Origin of the sequence: Trinickia symbiotica (assembly GCF_002934455.1) — a bacterium.
GTDB lineage: Bacteria > Pseudomonadota > Gammaproteobacteria > Burkholderiales > Burkholderiaceae > Trinickia > Trinickia symbiotica.
Genome location: NZ_PTIR01000001.1, coordinates 801,851 through 819,323, shown reverse-complemented (window position 1 = coordinate 819,323; position 17,473 = coordinate 801,851). Strand labels below are relative to the sequence as shown.

The following is a 17,473-nucleotide window of genomic DNA, read 5'->3' as shown; positions in this document are numbered from 1 at the left end:
TACCACCCCTTCCCATCCCGAACAGGACCGTGAAACGACTCCACGCCGATGATAGTGCGGATCCCCGTGTGAAAGTAGGTAATCGTCAGGCTCCCAACCCCCATCAAACCCCCGCCAGCTCTCGCTCGCGGGGGTTTGTGCTTTGGGGCCGCGAATCGGCTCCAAACCCCAACCGCTGCCCGAGCAAAAAGCACATTGAAACTGTACATCCATACAGTATCATATTCATCTCGGTCGAGACATTGGCCTTGAGTACCCGAACTGCGGCCACATGCCTGTTCTTTGTCCGACGAAAGGCAAGGCTTGCCGGATTCTTGTTTCAACGAGCAAATGGACGATTCAGACGTCGAATTTCCAATTGCGCCGCCTGCGCCGAGGAAAGGGCGCGGCGCCGTCTCCAACCTCCAAGGCCGCTACGAAGTCGATCAGCGCGAGGCGGTCGATGACGGCTGGACGACGGAACAAGCCGATGAAGCTCCGCCGCTGCGAACCGAAGTGTTTGAGGAGCATGCCAAAAGCATCCTGACGCGAAACGCGTCGCCCGACGTTCCGTTCAATGTTTCGCTCAATCCTTATCGCGGTTGTGAGCACGGCTGCATCTATTGCTTTGCTCGACCGACGCACAGCTATCTCGGCTTGTCACCGGGCCTCGATTTCGAGAGCCGCATCTACGCGAAGGTCAACGCGGCGGAATTGCTCGAGCGTGAGCTCTCAAAAAAGAACTACGTGCCCGAGTCGATTGCGTTGGGCGTGAACACCGATGCGTATCAGCCCATCGAGCGCGAGTTGAAAATCACGCGCCGCGTGATCGAGGTACTGCACGATCGCGGGCATCCATTCGCCGCGATCACCAAGTCGTCTTTGATCGAGCGCGACCTCGACCTGCTCGCTCCGATGGCTGCTCGCGGTCTCGTGATGGCCGCCGTTACGGTCACCACGCTCGATGCGGCTATCGCGCGCACGCTGGAGCCGCGCGCCGCGGCGCCCGCGCGACGCCTGAGGACGATCCGAGCGTTGAGCGAAGCCGGCGTTCCAGTCGGGGTCAGCATCGCGCCCGTCATTCCGTTCGTCACCGAGCCCGATTTCGAGCGTGTGCTCGAGGCATGCGCGCAAGCCGGAGCGACGAGCGCGAGCTATATCGTCTTGCGCTTGCCATGGGAAGTGGCGCCGCTCTTCAAGGACTGGCTCACCGCGCATTTCCCGCAGCGCGCCGAACGTGTCATGGCGCGCATCCACGACATGCGGGGCGGCAAAGACTACGATTCATCGTTCGCGCATCGGATGAAAGGCGAAGGAACATGGGCGCAGCTGCTGAAGCAGCGCTTCGTGAAGGCTACCAAGCGGCTCGGGCTCAACGAGCGGCAACGCGGCATTCTCGACATGTCGCAATTCCGGCGTCCCCAGCCACCTGGAGCGCCCGATCGGCAGCTGACCCTGTTCTGACGCTGCGGAGGTCACCGAGATAGCGATTGATTCGTATCGATTTGCGACTCGAAGTAAGTCTGAAACGCGAGCGCGAGCCCGGCCATCAGCAGCATGGCCCCGAAGAAGAGGGAGAAGATGACGATAAAGACGACGGTCCAGCCGGAGCGGCTGCGCTTGTCCGACCCGGCGTTGAATTGAGCATCCCACTTCTCGTCGGATCGCAGCCCGTAGACGATCGCCGCCAGACAGCCCGTGAGCACGGAGACGGCGCCAGGTATCGCCAGTGCCCAGCCGAGCGTCGACGTGCGCGCCGTCGCGATCAATAGCAGTACCCCGCGAACGCCAAGCAACGTGCCCAAGATGTGCGCCCAGCCGAATTTGTCGCGAAGTCCGTACAGATAAAAACGGTGCGCGCCGAGGCTGCCGAAGAAGAAGGCGAGCGCGGCCGTCAGGGTTTTCGAGCGAAAGCGCGTGAGTGTCAGCGGAGCGGGACGGGACATAGAGCGGGAATATCGGAATCGAGCGGCCGGCACGGCCAGGGAGTCACGTACCCTCGGTCGCAACGCCGGATCGCGCATTCTACGCCGCGGGCCGGCGCCCGGTCATGCGATCCCGACGCCTTGCCGCCCGGATGATCTAAGTGTTTGTTATGGTTTCAATTTCCAGCTATAATCGAGCGTTTCGGTAGTCCCGAACCCCGGTTTTCAGGATTTTCAAGGATCAAGGCATGGTCATTATCCGTCTGGCACGCGGCGGCTCGAAGAAGCGCCCGTTCTACAACATCGTCGCCACCGATTCGCGCAGCCGTCGTGACGGTCGCTTCATCGAGCGCGTCGGCTTTTACAACCCGGTCGCGACGAAGGGTGAATCGCTGCGCATCGCGCAGGATCGCCTCACGTATTGGCAAGGCGTCGGCGCGCAGCTGTCGCCGACTGTCGAGCGTCTCGTGAAGCAAGCTCAGAAGGCGCAGCCGGTTGCTTGAATGCAGTATCGGCGGCTCGCGTTGGGTGCACACCGGCTCTCCGGAGCAACGGCGCGAAGAGGCTGCCAGGGCTGCACGGAGGCGCGCCAATGACCGCTCGTGACTCGGGTGGTTCCGGGCGCGCGAAGTCGGATTCGCGTGCGCCCGCGTCGTTTGGAGCGTTCGTCCCGAAGCGCGCCGAGCGCGCTGCGCCGGACAACGAAGCTGAAGCAGCACTGCGCGCCGAGTCCACCGATAGCTGGCCCGAAGATGCGGTCGAAGTCGGCGCGATCGTCGACGCTTATGGGCTCAAGGGCTGGGTAAAGGTCTCGGCCCACGCGAGCGCCGGTCAAGGCGGCGATGCACTGCTTAGCGCCAAGCGCTGGTGGCTCGAGAAGGGTCGAGAGCGCAAGTCAGCGCGAATGGCGCAGGCGAAGGTGCATGGCGAGCATATCGTCGCGCAGCTCGGTGGTCTTGCCGATCGGGATGACGCACTCGGGCTGCGCGGGTATCGCGTTCATGTCAGTCGGGCCGATTTCCCCGCATTGGGCGAAGACGAGTTTTACTGGGTCGACCTGGTCGACCTCGAAGTCGTCAACGAGGCAGGTGTCGCGCTCGGCCGAGTTGCGGACCTGATCGACAACGGCGCGCATACCGTCTTGCGCGTCGAGTACCCGTCGATCGGCAAGGATGGTGAGCCCGCGACAGGCGAGCGGCTGATCCCGTTCGTCGGGGTGTACGTCAAGGCGGTCGATCAGGCGGCGAAGCGCATTATCGTCGACTGGGAAGCCGATTACTGAGCATGGTCGAGCAAGGAGAGCGCGCGATGCAGTTCGATGTCGTCACGCTCTTTCCCGAGATGTTCCGCGCGTTGACCGAGTGGGGCATCACGAGCCGCGCGGCGAAGCAGGGGCGATTCGGTTTGCGCACGTGGAATCCGCGTGATTTCACGACGGACAACTACCGCACCGTCGACGATCGTCCTTACGGCGGCGGTCCGGGCATGGTCATGCTCGCCAGGCCGCTGGAAGCGGCGATTGCCGCGGCCAAGGCCGCGCAAGCCGCGCAAGGGATCCAGGCCACCCGCGTGCTCATGCTTTCGCCGCAGGGTGCGGCGCTCGATCATGAGCGTGTCATGCGGTTCGCGCATGAGCCCGGTTTGGTCCTGCTTTGCGGGCGGTATGAAGCGATCGACCAGCGACTCGTCGACCGCTGTGTCGACGAAGAGGTCAGTCTCGGCGATTTCGTCCTCTCGGGCGGCGAATTGCCGGCGATGGCGCTGATGGATGCAGTCGTGCGCCAGCTGCCCGGCGTATTGAACGATGCGCAGTCGGCGGAGCAAGATAGTTTTGTCGACGGGCTGCTCGACTGTCCGCATTACACGCGCCCCGAGGAGTACGAGGGCGTGCGCGTGCCGGATGTGCTGCTCTCTGGGCATCACGCGGAAATCGGACAGTGGCGTCGTCGCGAGGCGCTGCGCAACACTGCTGCCAAGCGGCCCGATCTGATCGAGCGCGCGAGGCGCAACAAGATGCTGAGCCGTGCCGATGAGGCATGGCTCGCGAGTCTTGCCAAGGAACCGCCGAAAGCTTGATCGAGCTTTCGGTGAACCGTGGCGGACGAGGTGGTGCCATTGCACGAAAGTGCCTTGCACCTGATGTGAACCCATCCTCTATCGGGGCCGTGCCGGGCGTGTCGGTTCGAGCGCAAGGCGGGCAAAACGCCGACAAGATGGCTTTAGGAGTCAGTGATGAATCTGATTGCAAAACTCGAGCAGGAAGAGATCGAGCGCGTGCTCGCCGGCAAGTCCATTCCCGATTTCGGCCCCGGTGACACCGTGGTCGTCAACGTGAATGTCGTGGAAGGCAACCGCAAGCGCGTCCAGGCTTATGAGGGCGTCGTGATCGCGAAGCGCAACCGTGGCCTCAACTCGTCGTTCATCGTCCGCAAGATTTCGTCGGGCGAAGGCGTTGAGCGTACGTTCCAGACCTACTCGCCGCTGTTGGCCGGCATCGTCGTCAAGCGTCGTGGCGACGTGCGCCGTGCGAAGCTCTACTACCTGCGCGAGCGTTCGGGCAAGTCCGCGCGCATCAAGGAAAAGCTCGTGACGAAAGACCGCGCCGCTTCCTGAGCGTCGGTAAGAGCTGTAAAAAAAAGCACCCTCGTCGGGTGCTTTTTTGTTTTGCAGGCGAGAATAGCGATATCGAGGCCTTACGTTCGGAGTTGCGTTGATCCGCCCCGTTTTCGAACCTGACGCTTTGCCGGTCGAATCGACCGGCGCCGATTTGCCCGCTGTTCCCGATGAGCGGCTCACACCCGAGGGCTTGCGTGCGCGTTTTGCGCAGCGCCTCGTCTGGTCTCCGGAGCCGAGCGACGCTCATCGACGCGAAGTGGAAGATCCTCGCGCCGCGGCGGTATTGATGCCGTTCGTGGTCCGTGAGGAGCGCTTAACCGTTCTCCTGACGCAACGTGCCGATCACCTGAGCGATCATGCCGGGCAGATCAGCTTTCCGGGTGGCCGGCGCGAGCCGGACGACGAGAACGCGGTGGCAACGGCGTTGCGGGAGGCGCGCGAAGAAGTCTCGCTCGCGTCCGAGCGCGTTGAAATCCTGGGCGCGCTGCCCGATTATCTGACCGGCACGGGATTTCGCGTGACGCCCGTGGTGGGGCTCGTGCATCCACCGTTTTCGGTGCAAGCCGATACACTCGAGGTCGCCGAGATCTTCGAGGTACCGCTCGACTATCTGATGGACCCCGCCCATCACGAGGTGCGATTGCTGCGCTGGGAAGGCGGCGAGCGGCGCTTCTTCGCGATGCCTTATCCGCGCCACGGCACGGGCGGCCATTACTTCATCTGGGGGGCGACAGCCGGCATGCTGCGCAACTTCTACCGCTTCCTTATAGCGTGATGCGCTTGCGCGCGCGACGCCACGCACCTGTGGCGATTCCGCACGTTCGGATGCAGCCGCCCTGTGCTATCGTTACGCGACAATAGCAAAGAATCCAATAGGCACGGCGCGTCGCATGACTTTTTTCTCCGTATTGCTGGCTCTCGTTATCGAACAGTTACGTGCGCTTTCACCGAGCAATCCGGTGTTCGCACTGCTTCAATATCACGCGGAGTGGGCGGCGCAAGGATTCGACGCCGGCAAGAAAAAGCATGGAATCCTCGCCTGGCTGGCGGTCGTCCTGCCCTGGACGCTGGCGGTTGCGGCCGTCTACTACCTGCTTTATCGAATCAGCTTTGCACTGGCGTTTCTCTGGAACGTCGTCATCGTTTATTTCACGCTCGGCTTTCGGCAATTCAGCCATTACTTCACCGATATCCACCTGGCGCTCAATAACGACGACGTGCCGCGCGCACGCGAAATTCTCAACGAGTGGACAGGCATGGAGACGATCGACATGCCGGTCGGGGAAATCGTGCGGCATACGCTGATTCATGCCGTCGTCGCTTCGCATCGCCACGTCTTTGGTGTCTTCTTCTGGTTCCTCGTGCCGATCGGGCCGGCGGGTGCGGTCCTCTATCGGATCTCGGAATACCTCGCGCGCGCCTGGGCGGTGCCCGTCGGCGACCGGACTGTCGCATTCGCGACGTTCCCGCAGCGTGTGTTCTTCGTCATGGACTGGGTGCCGTCGCGCCTCACGGCGCTCGGCTTTGCCATCGTTGGCAATTTCGAGGATGCGATTTATGCGTGGCGCAATCACTCGCGCCAGTGGCATGACGTGAACGACGGCGTGCTGCTTGCGGCGGGCAGCGGGGCGCTCGGCGCGCGACTGGCCGGCCCGCTCGCCGAGCCGTCGAGCCTCGACGCGCTCGGCGCAACCGAGGGCGGTCCGATCCCCGTCGGCGACGATTGCACGCCGCGTACGTTGCAGTCGGCGGTCGGCCTCGTCTGGCGCGCTGTCATCCTCTGGATGATTCTGCTGCTCATGCTGACGATAGCGGTCTGGGTCGGCTAGCCGGCTCGTTCCCGCAAGCGAAGGCCATCTCCTTGCCCCGCGCGATTCAATCGTCGCGAGGATCGCGTGCGGTCCCGCATTGCCAACAGAGCGTGAACTGAGGCTCGAGCGTTTCGCCGCAACGGCGGCAGCGCCACGAAGCGCCGCCGGGAGGCGGGCCGTTGACGGCCGCCTCGATGAGTTTTCTCGCAATCGTCTCGTCGCGCTCGTCGACGAGCCATAGCTCGGGCGCACACTGCTCGGCTGGGATCTCGCCGAGCGCGCCGTTCAGGTAGCGGTTATGCAACTCGCAAGGAATCCCGGCGACGGTCAGCAGGTTCACCCAGTGCTGGCCGATCACGGTGTTGGGAGCGAGCATCAGCTTGAGCATGGCGAGAGCTTCTCGGCGTGTTTGCCGCCTATCGTTGCACGACGCTAGCGTACCGTCTGATTGGCTTCGTGTACCAGTTGTGCATAGAGTGCATGACGTTCGCGCGCAATGCGGCCATCCGCCAAGGCCGCGAGTATCGCGCAGCCGGGTTCGTGCAAATGATGGCAGTTGTAGAAGCGGCAGTCGGCGAGCAGCGGGCGGAACTCGGGGAACGCGCGCTCGAGCCGGCCCTCGGTCAGATGATGCAGGCCGAACTCCTGGAAGCCCGGCGAATCGATCAGCGCTCCGCTCACGGGAAGCGGATAGAGCCGCGTGAACGTCGTCGTATGGCGGCCGCTGCCCAAGGCCGTCGAGATTTCGCGAGTAGCCGCATCGGCATTCGGAACCAGCAGGTTGACGAGCGTCGATTTGCCCATGCCAGACTGACCGAGCAGCAGCGTCGAATGACCCGCGAGGCGCGTGCCGAGCGTCTCGCGCGCTTCATCCGCGCGCGTCCTGATCGACAGTTCGAGCACCTCGTAGCCGAGCGCGCGGTAGGGGGCGAGCCGTGCCCGCGCCTTTTCGAGCGCCGGCTCGATGTCGGTCTTGTTCAACAGGATGAGCGGCGCGAGCGCATTCGCTTCCGCGGCGACGAGCGCGCGGCCGAGCAGATCCTCGCTGAAATGCGGCTCCGTCGCGAGCACGATCAGCAGTTGGTCGAGATTGGCCGCGAAGAGCTTCGACTTGTACTGATCGGAACGATAAAGCAGATTGCGGCGCGCGCCGATTTCGACGATCACGCCCTGATCGGCCGAGGTCGGCTCGTAGACGACGCGATCGCCGACGGCCACTTCGCTGCGCTTGCCGCGCGGAAAGCATTGCACGAGCACGCGCGTGTCGCCGCCGCGAGCGACGAGATAGTGGCGTCCATGCGCGGCGACGACGAGCCCGTCGACGCGGTTGGCGTCCGTCGCGTCGCAAGCGCGATCGGCCCCTTCGGCGTCGCGCGTTACGGCTCGAGCAGGGGCGGAGCGGCTCCTCATGCGGGGTGCAGCAGTCGATCGATGCGCTGCGAGGCCGGCGGGTGCGAGTAGTAAAACGCCGTATAGACAGGATCTGGCGTCAGCGTCGCCGCGTTGTCCTCATAGAGCTTCACCAGCGCGTTGACGAGCTCGCGCGCATCGGTCTGGCTTGCGGCGAATGCATCGGCCTCGAACTCGTGCTTGCGCGAACTCAGGCTGCCGAGCGGCGTGACGAAGAAGAGGAACACGGGGAGCGCGAGGAAGAACAGCACGAGCGCGAGGCCGTTGTTGCTCGCGGTCATCGACGGCTCGACGCCGAGCCCTTCGTAGAACCAGGTGCGTTGCGTCAGCCAGCCAAGCAGCGCGAGCAGTGCGAGACTGACCGCGAACATGACGGCCATCCGCTTGACGACATGGCGGCGCTTGAAATGGCCGAGCTCATGGGCCAATACGGCTTCGATCTCGGCGCCCGTCAGGCGGGCGAGCAGCGTATCGAAGAAAACGATGCGCTTCGATGCGCCGAAGCCCGTGAAGTAGGCGTTGCCATGCGCGGAGCGGCGGCTCCCATCCATCACGAAGAGACCCTTGGCGGCGAAGCCGCAGCGCTTCATCAGCGCTTCGATCCGTGCCTTCAGCGCTTCATCGGTGAGCGGCTCGAACTTGTTGAAGAGCGGTGCGATGAGCGTCGGGTAGAGCACGAGCACGAGCAACTGGAACGCGACCAGGACGACCCAGGCCCAGAGCCACCAGAGATTGCCTGCCTGATGCATGAGCCAGAGCACGACGAAGAGGAGCGGCAGCCCGAAGGCGGCGCCGAGCGCCGTACTCTTGGCGAGATCGGCGAAAAAGATCGCCTTTGTCATCCGGTTGAAGCCGAAACGCTCTTCGACGACGAACTGCCGGTAATAGTCGAACGGTAAGTCGATGATGCTCGTGATCGCGACGACTACCGCGACCAAGCCGATCTGCCCAACATAGCCGTGACCGAGCAGGTCCGAGACGCCGACGTTGAGCGCCTGCACGCCGCCGAGCAGCGTGAGCGCGATCGTGACGGCGGCGCCGACGACGACTTCGAGCATGCCGAGCCGTGTGCGCTCGATCGTGTAGTCGGCCGCGCGCTGATGAGCGGAGAGAGTGATCGTTCCCGCGAACTGCTGCGGCACCGCGCCGCGATGGGCCGCGACGAACCGGATCTGGCGTGCGGCGAGCCATAGTTTCGTGCCGACCATGGCGAGCACGGTGGCTGCGAAGAGGACGGTGAAGTAAAGGGATGACATCGCGGAGGTCCGTTGTATCTATGCGACAATTATAGGGTTTTGCCAGCCCTTGTTCGTAACCTGGATGCCTTCATGACTGACACCCTCGAACTCGTCGGCGAGCCGACGCTTGCCCGCAGCGAGATGAATCTCGTCTGGCTCGACATGGAAATGACGGGGCTCGAGCCCGACACCGATCGCATCATCGAAATCGCCGTCGTCGTCACGAATTCGACGCTCGATAAGATCGTCGAAGGGCCCGTGCTCGCCATCCGCCAGAGCGACGAGACGCTCGGCAAGATGGACGAATGGAACAGGAACACGCACGGCCGTTCGGGACTCACCGAGCGCGTGCGCGCCTCGACGGTGACGGAGCGTGAGGCGGCCGAGCAGATCCTCGCGTTTCTTTCGGCTTACGTTCCGCCGGGCAAGTCGCCGATGTGCGGAAACTCGATCTGCCAGGACCGTCGCTTCATGGCGCGCTGGATGCCCGAGCTGGAGCGGTACTTTCACTACCGCAATCTCGACGTGAGCACGCTGAAGGAACTCTGCCGGCGCTGGCAGCCGACCGTCTACAAAGGCTTTCAGAAGCGCGCGATGCATACGGCCCTGGCCGATATTCACGAGTCGATCGACGAGCTCAAGTATTACCGTCAGCATTTTCTCGTTGTCGCGCCGAGCGCGCCGGTCGAAGGGAACTGAGCGAGCGAAGCCGCGTCACGGGTTCGGGGGGCGCCGCGCGCTCTTCGGCCGAAAGGCGGCGACGACATCGTCGTTCGTCGTCATGTACGGGCCGCCGATCAGATCGATGCAGTATGGCACCGCCGCGAAGATGCCCGGCACTTGCACCGCGCCCGTGTCGTCGCGCAAGCCCTCGAGTGTTTCCTGAATCGATTTTGGCTGGCCCGGCAAATTGACGATCAGCGCCGCGTGCGTCGGCGTTTCGCGTACCACGGCCACCTGTCGGGACAGAATCGCCGTCGGGACGAAGTGCAGGCTGATCTGACGCATCTGTTCGCCGAAGCCGGGCATTTCCTTCGTTGCGACCGCGAGCGTCGCTTCGGGCGTGACATCGCGCCGTGCGGGGCCGGTGCCGCCTGTCGTCAACACGAGATCGCAGCCTATGTCGTCGACGAGCTCGACGAGCGTCTTCGAAATCGTGTCGACCTCGTCGGGAACGAGCCGTTTTTCGGTGCGCCAGGGCGAGGCGAGCGCCTTTTGCAGCCAGGCCTCGAGCGACGGGATACCCTTGTCCTCATAGACGCCGCTCGTCGCGCGATCGCTGATCGAGACCAGGCCGATCACGATTTCGTCGGGGTGGCTACGCTTGGTTGTCATCTTCGTCGTCTTCCGTCGTCTGATCGTCTGGACCGGCTCCTTCGACCGGGTGCTCGGCACCGCCGCCCCTCGCGTTCTTGATCCATTGGAACAGCTCGCGGAAATAGCGCGGCGGCTTGCCTTGCTGCGCTTCCTTGCGCGCGTTCCGAATCAGCGTGCGGCCCGTTTGCGCATCGGCCCCTGGATGTTCGCGCACGAAGGCCGTGAAAGCGTCGTCGTCGACGAGGAGGCGCTCGCGCGTGTTCTCGATCCAGTGCAGCCGCGCCGTTTCGGCCTTGTTGACGCCACGGTTCGCTTCGAGCGCCGTGCGCAGCGCGTCGATTTCCTCTTCGGTCAGCGAGCGCATCACACGGCCGATGTACTGAATCTGCCTGCGCTTGCCTTCGTGATCGGTGATGCGGCGAGCTTCGAGAACGGCGTCGGCGAGATCGTCGGGCATCGGCATCCGTTTCAAGGCGTCCTTCGGCAACTCGACGAGCTCGACGCCGAGCGCTTGCAGCGCATGCATTTCGCGCTTCATCTGCGACTTGCTCGGCCGCGTGTAAGCGAGATCGTCGTCGAGCTCGGGGGCGGCCGGCTCGATCGGTTGAATGCGGGTTTTGCGTGTCATGCCGCCATTGTAGCTTGGGCGTTCGCATCGACGCGGACCTTGCTATGATCGCGGGATGCGCAAAACGACGGGCGCGCGAACCGGCTGCGACGCTTTTCGTCGAAGCCGGAGGGCGGAAGAGCCGCCGAGCGCCGCGCGTCTCCCCGAAAGCTCTACACCGGATGGCAACCACGATGGCAGCGGACACCGATACCCCACAACGCTTCTTTCCGCATACGCAAGACGAATTGAAGGAGATTGCATCGGACATCCTTCGCCACGCGAAATCGCTCGGGGCGACCGATGCGGCCACCGAGATTTCCGAGGGCGACGGCTTGTCCGTGACGGTGAGGCGCGGCGAGGTCGAGACGATCGAGCACAACCGCGACAAGATGGTCGGGGTGACGGTCTTCATCGGCGCAAAGCGCGGCAACGCGAGCACCTCGGATTTTTCGAAGGAGGCGCTGCGCGACACGGTCGCGGCGGCCTACAACATCGCGCGCTTCACGGCCGAGGACAACTGCGCGGGGCTGGCCGAGGCGGAGCTGCTCGAAACGGCGCCCCGCGACCTGGACCTTTACCATCCGTGGCATCTCACGGCGGAAGACGCGGTCGAGATCGCGCGCCGCGCCGAAGATGCCGCGTTCGCGACGGACGCGCAAATCAAGAACTCGGAAGGGGCGAGCGTCTCGGCGCAGCACTCGCAGTTCGTGCTCGCGACGACGCGCGGCTTTCTCTCCGGCTATCCGTACTCTCGTCACTACATCTCGTGCGCGCCGATCGCCGGCAGCGGACGCAACATGCAGCGCGACGACTGGTATTCGTCGAAGCGCAGCGCGGATGAGTTGGCCGATCCCGAGGCGATCGGGCGTTACGCGGCCGAGCGGGCGCTCGCGCGGCTCAGCGCGCGGCGACTCGATACGCGCAAGGTGCCGGTGCTGTTCGAGGCGCCGCTGGCCGCCGGCCTGCTCGGGGCGTTCGTGCAGGCGACGAGCGGCGGCGCGCTCTATCGCAAGACGACGTTTCTCGTCGACAGTCTCGGCAAGCGCGTCTTCGCGCCGCACGTGCAGATCGTCGAAGACCCCCACGTGCCGCGCGCGATGGGCAGCGCGCCGTTCGACGAGGAGGGCGTGCGCACGAAACGGCGTCCGGTCGTGAAGGACGGCGTCGTCGAGGGCTATTTCCTGTCGACTTACTCGGCGCGCAAGCTCGGCATGCAGACGACGGGCAACGCGGGCGGCTCCCACAACCTTTCGCTCAGAAGCTCGCAAACGAGCGAGGACGACGATTTCGAGGCCATGCTCAGAAAGCTCGATACGGGGCTCCTGCTGACCGAGCTGATGGGCCAGGGCGTCAACTATGTGACGGGCGACTATTCGCGCGGCGCATCGGGATTCTGGGTCGAGAACGGCAAGATTCAGCATGCCGTCGAGGAGATCACTGTCGCGAGCACGCTGCAGGAGATGTTCCGCAACATCGTCGCGATCGGCGCCGATACCATCGTGCGCGGCACCAAGCAGACCGGGTCGGTGCTGATCGAGCGGATGACGGTGGCGGGTCAGTAGGCGTCGCCGGGAACCTTATACGGGCGTGCGCTCGTGTTCACGAGCCGGACGTCGTGCCGCCGCCGCGGCCGCCAATCGGCGCGCCCGCGCTTTCCTCAGCCAGATGGCGAGACCTGTCACGCTCAGAACGGCTACGGCCAGTCCAGTCATGCTCACCACGACGCGCCCGGCAAGGCCCGCGATGCGGCCGGAATGCAGCGGAAACTGAGCTTGCATGAACAGATCGCCGGCTGAGCCTCGGCCGGGAATCTGCCGGCCCGCCGGGGCGCCCGTTCGGGCGTCCCAATAGAGCCACGCATCGCCGAGCCCCGCCTCGTTGCGGTGACTGCTTGCATCGAAGTAGCGCACGCCGTACGCGGCGAGTCCTGGCGCGTAGCGTAGCGCGCCAGGCGTATGCGGGATGTGCTCGCGTCGTGCCGCCGCCTCGGCAATCTCGATGATTTGCTCGCGGCTCAACACGGGCTCGTGCGCCAACACAGGCTGGCGTAGTGCGCTCGACGTGAACGGCGCCGGCTCGAGCGGCGACAATCGCGAGACGATCGGCCGCACGACGGGATCGGCGAGATTCATCGAGACCGAGGTGACGGCGACGATCGACAGCACGGCCCAGAGCCAGACCCCTCCCGAGCGGTGCAGGTCGAACACGAGCGCGTAGCCGCCGCGCTTCATGCGGAATGCGAACGACTTGCGCCATGTCTTTGCGCTCGGGAACGCGATCATGATCGCGACGATGCAGTCGATCGTCCAGACAATGCCAACGATCCCCATCAGCCATCTGCCCATATCGAGGCCGCCGCGCAGTGGCAGGAAAAGCGTGTAGTGCAGCTTGTAGACGAACGGCAGCAGATTCAATCGCGAGAGCGAAGGCGCTCCCCACGCACGCCTGCCTTGGATGGCGCCCGTCACCGGATCGAGCGCAACCTGATTGAATCCGAGCTCGTACGGCTTGCCCGTTGCGGGATTCGTTCGGCCCGCGACGCCGACGATGAGCGTATGGCCGACTTCAACGTGGAGCGGAAGGTAAGTGATCGCAATGCGCGGGTCGGCTGCTTCGAGTCGATCCGCAAGCGCTAGCGGCGGCTGGGGCCTACCGGGCGTGACGGAACGGAAGAAGGCGGGATTGAGCGCCGCATCAAGTTCTTGATACCACGCGATGACCGCGCCGCTCAGTCCCGCCACGATGAGGAACGAGGCCGTCGCAATGCCGAACCATCGGTGCAGCCGGACGAGAAGCGGCCTCATGCGAGGCGGCTCGTTCCGCTGAAGTCAAAGTCACCGCGGTTCTCGAGCGAAGCCGCTGATGCGGAGGCGAAAAAGAAGAACCTGCTCGGCACGAATCGAGCCTCATGCGAATGAGAATGATTCGCATTCTATGGCGGATGCCGAACCGCCGCAAGCCGGCAGGAACCGCCGCGTCGCGTCCTAACCGGGAGGCGCGATGCGACGATAGACGACGCGCGCGTAATCAAAGCCGTCCGCTCCTTCCTTGCGGTGCGATTCGCGCGAAATTTCCCGCCATTGGGCGCGATCGGGTGCTGGGAACGTCGCGTCGCCTTCGAAGTCGGCTGCGATTTCCGTGACGATGAGCTTGTCGGCGAATGCGATGCCTTGTTGGTAAAGCTCCGTGCCGCCGATCAGAAAGGCCTCGGCGGCGCCGCCCGAGGCGGCAAGCTCTAGCGCGTCGCGGATGCTCGTCACGGTCTCGCAGCCTTCGAAGCGGCGCGAAGCGTCGCGCGTCACGACAATGTTGCGTCGTCCCGGCAACGGCCGGCCGATCGACTCGTGCGTCTTGCGGCCCATGACGATCGGCGCACCCATCGTCGTGCGCTTGAAAAAGGCGAGGTCTTCGGGCAAGTGCCAGGGCAGGCGATTGTCGCGGCCGATCACGCCGTTGCGGGCGCGCGCGACGATCAGTGTCAACGTCGTCATCGAAAAATCGTCAAGAGAGCAAAGCGGGATTGGCGCCGATTGTACGCGACAGGCGGCGCCCTCGACGTTCGCTCACTTCTGGCACGCATCGCCGTTCGGCGGCCTGCCCGGCCGCTCGGGGAGCCGGGACGGCAGCGGCGAACCGTCGGCTTTGTCGTGCTCCGGCGTACCGGCCTCGCGCAGGCCGTGCGCAGCCATCAGCCTGTAAAGCGTCACACGTGAAATCCCGAGATCGGTCGCGGCTTCGTTGAGCCGATGCCGATGGCGCAGCAGCGCGGACTCGATCGCGCGTTTCTCGGCGGTGTCGCGCGCCTGTGCAAGCGTCATCGATTCTTGCGCGGTGAACTGCGCAAGATCGAGGTCCTCGGCCGTGATCAGCTTGCTCTCCGCCATCACGATCGCGCGCCGCACGCGATTGATCATCTCGCGCACGTTGCCGGGCCAGCCATAGCTGTACATCGCCTCGATCGCCGACGGCGCGAAGCCGCGAATCTTGCGCGAACTGTCGGTCTTGAACTTGTGCAGGATGTGATGGGCGAGTATCTCGATGTCCTTGCCGCGCGCGCGCAGCGGCGGCTCGTCGATGCGCAGCACGCAGAGCCGATGAAAGAGGTCCGCCCGAAAACGTCCGTCGCGCATCGCCCCGACGAGGTCGACGTGCGTGGCCGAGATGACGCGCACGTCGACCGCGATTGATTCGCGTCCGCCGAGCCGCTCGATGCGGCCTTCCTGCAGGAACCGCAGCAGGCTCGCCTGGCTCTCGAGCGGCAGATCGCCGATCTCGTCGAGAAAGAGCGTGCCGCCGTGCGCGGCTTCGACGCGCCCGATCTTGCGTTGATGCGCGCCCGTGAACGCGCCGCGCTCGTAGCCGAACAGTTCGGACTGCAGAAGGTGGTGCGGGATCGCGCCGCAGTTGATCGCGATGAACGGCTCCTTGCGGCGCGGCGAGCGCTCGTGGATAGCGAGCGCCGTGAGCTCCTTGCCCGTGCCCGACTCGCCCGAGATGAACACCGCGGCGTCCGTGTTCGCGACCTTTCGGATCGTGCGGAAGAGCTGCTGCATCGGTTCGCACGTGCCGACCATCTCGTCGTCGCCCGCCGCGGCCACGCCTGCCACCATGTCGAGGTCGCAAAGCGTCACCATCCCATAGGCATGACTGAGCAAATAGTCGACGGTCGGGTGCGCGACGGGGAGCTTCACATAGTCGAAGCAGTAGTTGCGAATCAGCCGGCGGATGTCGGGCTCGACGAGCCGTTCGGGATTGGCGAGCGCGATCCAGCCGATCTGCTGCTGGCGCAGGCTCGTCTCGAGCGTGGACAGCTCGCGCAAGGTGAAGCGCGTGATGTCGATGAGACCCGCGCTCGGCAGATCGGGTTTCGTGAGCCGAACGGCTTCGCTCGGCGAGTGCGCGATCGATACCTTCCAGCCGCGGCTCGTCAAGTGCTCGACGAGCGCTTCGTCGGCGGCGCGCGCCACATAGAGGAGCGCCCTTTCGTGAGTGACGTTCATAACGACGCTTTCCTTCGCGTCCGTGGCCGGCGGCAACGGCGTGCCGGCGGCGGACGGCGCAACGGGGGGGAGATGAGGGGGTTCACGCACAATGTCTGCCCCTAGAAGGTGTAAGGGAACCGCACGCCGACGACGAAGTTGGGCGCGTCGGGTGTGAGCCCGACCGAGACCGACCCGTTGATCGTCAGGTGCTTGTTCACCACATGGTTCAAACCGAAATTCAGTGTCGCGGCCATCGTTTCGCTGCCCGGCACGCTTTGCCAGTCTTGCCCCGGCGCCTGCGTCTTGCTCTTCGGCTCGATCGCCATCGTGTAGGAGATGCTTGCCGAATCCTTTTCGGAGAAGGCGAGCGCGGCACCCGCGCCCCATTGCACGATGTCGCCGAGCTTGACCTTGGCGGGCTGCGTCTGGCCGACGACGGACGAAATGTCGGAGAACGAGCGTGCGACGTTGTAGGTGTACGAGACGCTGCCGAACAGCACGATCGGATCGAACGTCTTCAAGAGCGACAGACCGCCCGTGATGTTCCAGAAGCCCGTGCCCGTCGGCAGCTTGCTGGGCGCGACGAGGTTCGTGTTGTTCGGATCGAGCTGCACGAGCTTGATGCCGAACGGCGATGTGCCGCTCGGCGCTTTCACGCGTAGGCTCCCGACAATGTCCGGCCAGCTCGCGCTTTCCTTGACGAACTGGTAGTAGAGGCCGAAGTTGACGTCGCCGAGCGCGCTCGAGGTGGCGGATGCGTCCGAAAGCGTACCCGCCGAGCCGCCGGCGCCGCCGACGATGAAGTTGCTGTATCGGTAGACGTAAGGGACGTCGACGTCGATGCTTACTCGATCGGTGAGGCCATAGCGCACGTCGAGGTCGGTCATCAACTGATGCGATTTCGTCTCGCCGAGATTGATGTTGCCGAGAAAGATCGCGTCGAGCGCGAGGAACCCGGACAACTGCAACTGGCGGCGATCGTAGTAGGTGTCGCTGATGCCCCAGTCGAGCGTAAGTCTGCGATCGAAAAGCGGCGCGTGCTCGCGCTGAGCGACGGCCTCTTCCGCTTCGGTGCGCGCGGGCTGCGCGGCCTTTTGCGACGTACCCACGGCACCGCTCTCGTCGGTTCCGGCGGCCGAGGCAGGCACGGGCGGGCGCGCCGGCACGCCTGTGGCGGTCTGCCCGCCGCCTCCTGGCGCGGGCGCGCCCGGCGTAATCTGCGCGAGCGCCGGTGAAACGGCGTCGTCCTGGCGGGGCGCGAACGCCGAAGCCGCGCTCGTCGCCGATTCGCCCTCGGCCGGGCTCGCCGCGGCGCCGGCGAGGCCGCGTCCGCGCTGTTCCATTTGGAGTTCGGTGACCTGCTGCTCGAGTGAGCGAATCCGCTGTTGCTGCTGATCGATGACACGCTTCAACGTATCGAGCCGTTCTTCGACAGACTGATTCGCGAGCGTTTGCGCATGTCCGGCAGGCGTGCACGCGAGCAGCGCGGCCGCGGCCGGAACGGCCGTCAGCCACGTATGCCGCGACGCCTTGCTCGACATGCTGGACATTGTTCTTCCCCCGGTTCGCGGCTCTCGCGCTTTCC

General features: G+C 64.5%; 19 protein-coding genes and 1 rRNA gene. 10 read left to right on the top strand and 10 right to left on the bottom strand.

Annotated features, from left to right (window positions below; genetic code table 11):
- Positions 1 to 91: ribosomal RNA gene (gene rrf, locus B0G57_RS32480) — 5S ribosomal RNA — on the top strand; the annotation flags it as partial.
- Positions 92 to 330: 239 nt separating this feature from the next.
- Positions 331 to 1,443, top strand: coding sequence for a PA0069 family radical SAM protein (locus B0G57_RS03735; RefSeq protein ID WP_018441511.1), 1,113 nt, complete (start codon positions 331 to 333; stop codon positions 1,441 to 1,443).
- Between the two features lie 11 nt (positions 1,444 to 1,454).
- Here B0G57_RS03735 and B0G57_RS03730 read toward each other — a convergent pair whose 3' ends face one another.
- The gene (locus tag B0G57_RS03730; RefSeq protein ID WP_018441512.1) at positions 1,455 to 1,925 is read right to left on the bottom strand and encodes an NINE protein; all 471 of its coding nucleotides are present in this window, start codon (positions 1,923 to 1,925) and stop codon (positions 1,455 to 1,457) included.
- Positions 1,926 to 2,152: 227 nt separating this feature from the next.
- Here B0G57_RS03730 and rpsP point away from each other — a divergent pair, with 227 nt between their 5' ends.
- The 6 genes from rpsP (at position 2,153) to B0G57_RS03700 (ending at position 6,349) form a co-directional block, all read left to right on the top strand.
- Positions 2,153 to 2,407: a 30S ribosomal protein S16 gene (rpsP, locus tag B0G57_RS03725; protein WP_018441513.1), complete on the top strand. Its 255-nt coding sequence runs from the start codon at positions 2,153 to 2,155 to the stop codon at positions 2,405 to 2,407.
- Between the two features lie 89 nt (positions 2,408 to 2,496).
- Positions 2,497 to 3,186, top strand: a complete 690-nt coding sequence (rimM, locus tag B0G57_RS03720) for a ribosome maturation factor RimM (protein ID WP_018441514.1) — start codon at positions 2,497 to 2,499, stop codon at positions 3,184 to 3,186.
- 2 nt (positions 3,187 to 3,188) lie between these two features.
- Entirely contained in the window at positions 3,189 to 3,980 is a 792-nt protein-coding gene (trmD, locus tag B0G57_RS03715) for a tRNA (guanosine(37)-N1)-methyltransferase TrmD (protein ID WP_018441515.1), read from the top strand.
- A 156-nt stretch (positions 3,981 to 4,136) separates the two neighbouring features.
- Positions 4,137 to 4,517, top strand: coding sequence for a 50S ribosomal protein L19 (rplS, locus tag B0G57_RS03710; protein WP_018441516.1), 381 nt, complete (start codon positions 4,137 to 4,139; stop codon positions 4,515 to 4,517).
- A gap of 97 nt (positions 4,518 to 4,614) precedes the next feature.
- On the top strand, positions 4,615 to 5,295 hold the full coding sequence (locus B0G57_RS03705) for a CoA pyrophosphatase (protein WP_018441517.1): 681 nt from the start codon (positions 4,615 to 4,617) through the stop codon (positions 5,293 to 5,295).
- 115 nt (positions 5,296 to 5,410) lie between these two features.
- Positions 5,411 to 6,349 (top strand): CobD/CbiB family protein, encoded by a 939-nt coding sequence (locus B0G57_RS03700; protein ID WP_018441518.1) that lies wholly within the window; start codon positions 5,411 to 5,413, stop codon positions 6,347 to 6,349.
- Positions 6,350 to 6,395: 46 nt separating this feature from the next.
- Here B0G57_RS03700 and B0G57_RS03695 read toward each other — a convergent pair whose 3' ends face one another.
- The 3 genes from B0G57_RS03695 to B0G57_RS03685 are packed head-to-tail and all read right to left on the bottom strand — an operon-like array spanning position 6,396 to position 8,997.
- On the bottom strand, positions 6,396 to 6,719 hold the full coding sequence (locus B0G57_RS03695) for a putative signal transducing protein (protein WP_018441519.1): 324 nt from the start codon (positions 6,717 to 6,719) through the stop codon (positions 6,396 to 6,398).
- Between the two features lie 44 nt (positions 6,720 to 6,763).
- Complete coding sequence (gene rsgA, locus B0G57_RS03690; RefSeq protein WP_018441520.1) at positions 6,764 to 7,741, bottom strand: ribosome small subunit-dependent GTPase A; 978 nt, start codon at positions 7,739 to 7,741, stop codon at positions 6,764 to 6,766.
- Positions 7,738 to 8,997, bottom strand: a complete 1,260-nt coding sequence (locus B0G57_RS03685) for a M48 family metallopeptidase (protein WP_018441521.1) — start codon at positions 8,995 to 8,997, stop codon at positions 7,738 to 7,740. Before B0G57_RS03685 ends, rsgA begins: the two co-directional genes overlap by 4 nt.
- Before the next feature lie 72 nt (positions 8,998 to 9,069).
- On the opposite strand from B0G57_RS03685, the gene orn reads away from it, so the two are divergent.
- A complete protein-coding gene (gene orn, locus B0G57_RS03680) occupies positions 9,070 to 9,678 on the top strand; it encodes an oligoribonuclease (RefSeq protein ID WP_018441522.1) in 609 nt (202 codons plus the stop codon).
- Positions 9,679 to 9,693: 15 nt separating this feature from the next.
- Here orn and mog read toward each other — a convergent pair whose 3' ends face one another.
- Positions 9,694 to 10,314, bottom strand: a complete 621-nt coding sequence (gene mog, locus B0G57_RS03675) for a molybdopterin adenylyltransferase (RefSeq protein ID WP_018441523.1) — start codon at positions 10,312 to 10,314, stop codon at positions 9,694 to 9,696.
- Positions 10,298 to 10,924, bottom strand: coding sequence for a ribosome biogenesis factor YjgA (yjgA, locus tag B0G57_RS03670; RefSeq protein WP_018441524.1), 627 nt, complete (start codon positions 10,922 to 10,924; stop codon positions 10,298 to 10,300). The genes mog and yjgA overlap by 17 nt, the downstream gene beginning before the upstream one ends.
- Positions 10,925 to 11,097: 173 nt before the next feature.
- Here yjgA and pmbA point away from each other — a divergent pair, with 173 nt between their 5' ends.
- The gene (pmbA, locus tag B0G57_RS03665) at positions 11,098 to 12,468 is read left to right on the top strand and encodes a metalloprotease PmbA (protein ID WP_026229816.1); all 1,371 of its coding nucleotides are present in this window, start codon (positions 11,098 to 11,100) and stop codon (positions 12,466 to 12,468) included.
- A 15-nt stretch (positions 12,469 to 12,483) separates the two neighbouring features.
- Here the strand turns inward: pmbA and B0G57_RS03660 are convergent, their stop codons facing one another.
- The 4 genes from B0G57_RS03660 to B0G57_RS03645 all read right to left on the bottom strand — a co-directional run bounded on the left by B0G57_RS03660 (position 12,484) and on the right by B0G57_RS03645 (position 17,438).
- Positions 12,484 to 13,710: a PepSY-associated TM helix domain-containing protein gene (locus B0G57_RS03660; RefSeq protein ID WP_018441526.1), complete on the bottom strand. Its 1,227-nt coding sequence runs from the start codon at positions 13,708 to 13,710 to the stop codon at positions 12,484 to 12,486.
- 180 nt (positions 13,711 to 13,890) lie between these two features.
- Positions 13,891 to 14,397 carry a dihydrofolate reductase gene (locus tag B0G57_RS03655; RefSeq protein WP_018441527.1) on the bottom strand — a complete coding sequence of 169 codons (507 nt, stop codon included), beginning with the start codon at positions 14,395 to 14,397 and terminating at the stop codon, positions 13,891 to 13,893.
- Between the two features lie 72 nt (positions 14,398 to 14,469).
- Complete coding sequence (locus B0G57_RS03650; protein ID WP_020566284.1) at positions 14,470 to 15,906, bottom strand: sigma-54 dependent transcriptional regulator; 1,437 nt, start codon at positions 15,904 to 15,906, stop codon at positions 14,470 to 14,472.
- Between the two features lie 101 nt (positions 15,907 to 16,007).
- A complete protein-coding gene (locus B0G57_RS03645) occupies positions 16,008 to 17,438 on the bottom strand; it encodes a hypothetical protein (protein WP_051090062.1) in 1,431 nt (476 codons plus the stop codon).
- Positions 17,439 to 17,473 lie beyond the last annotated feature (35 nt).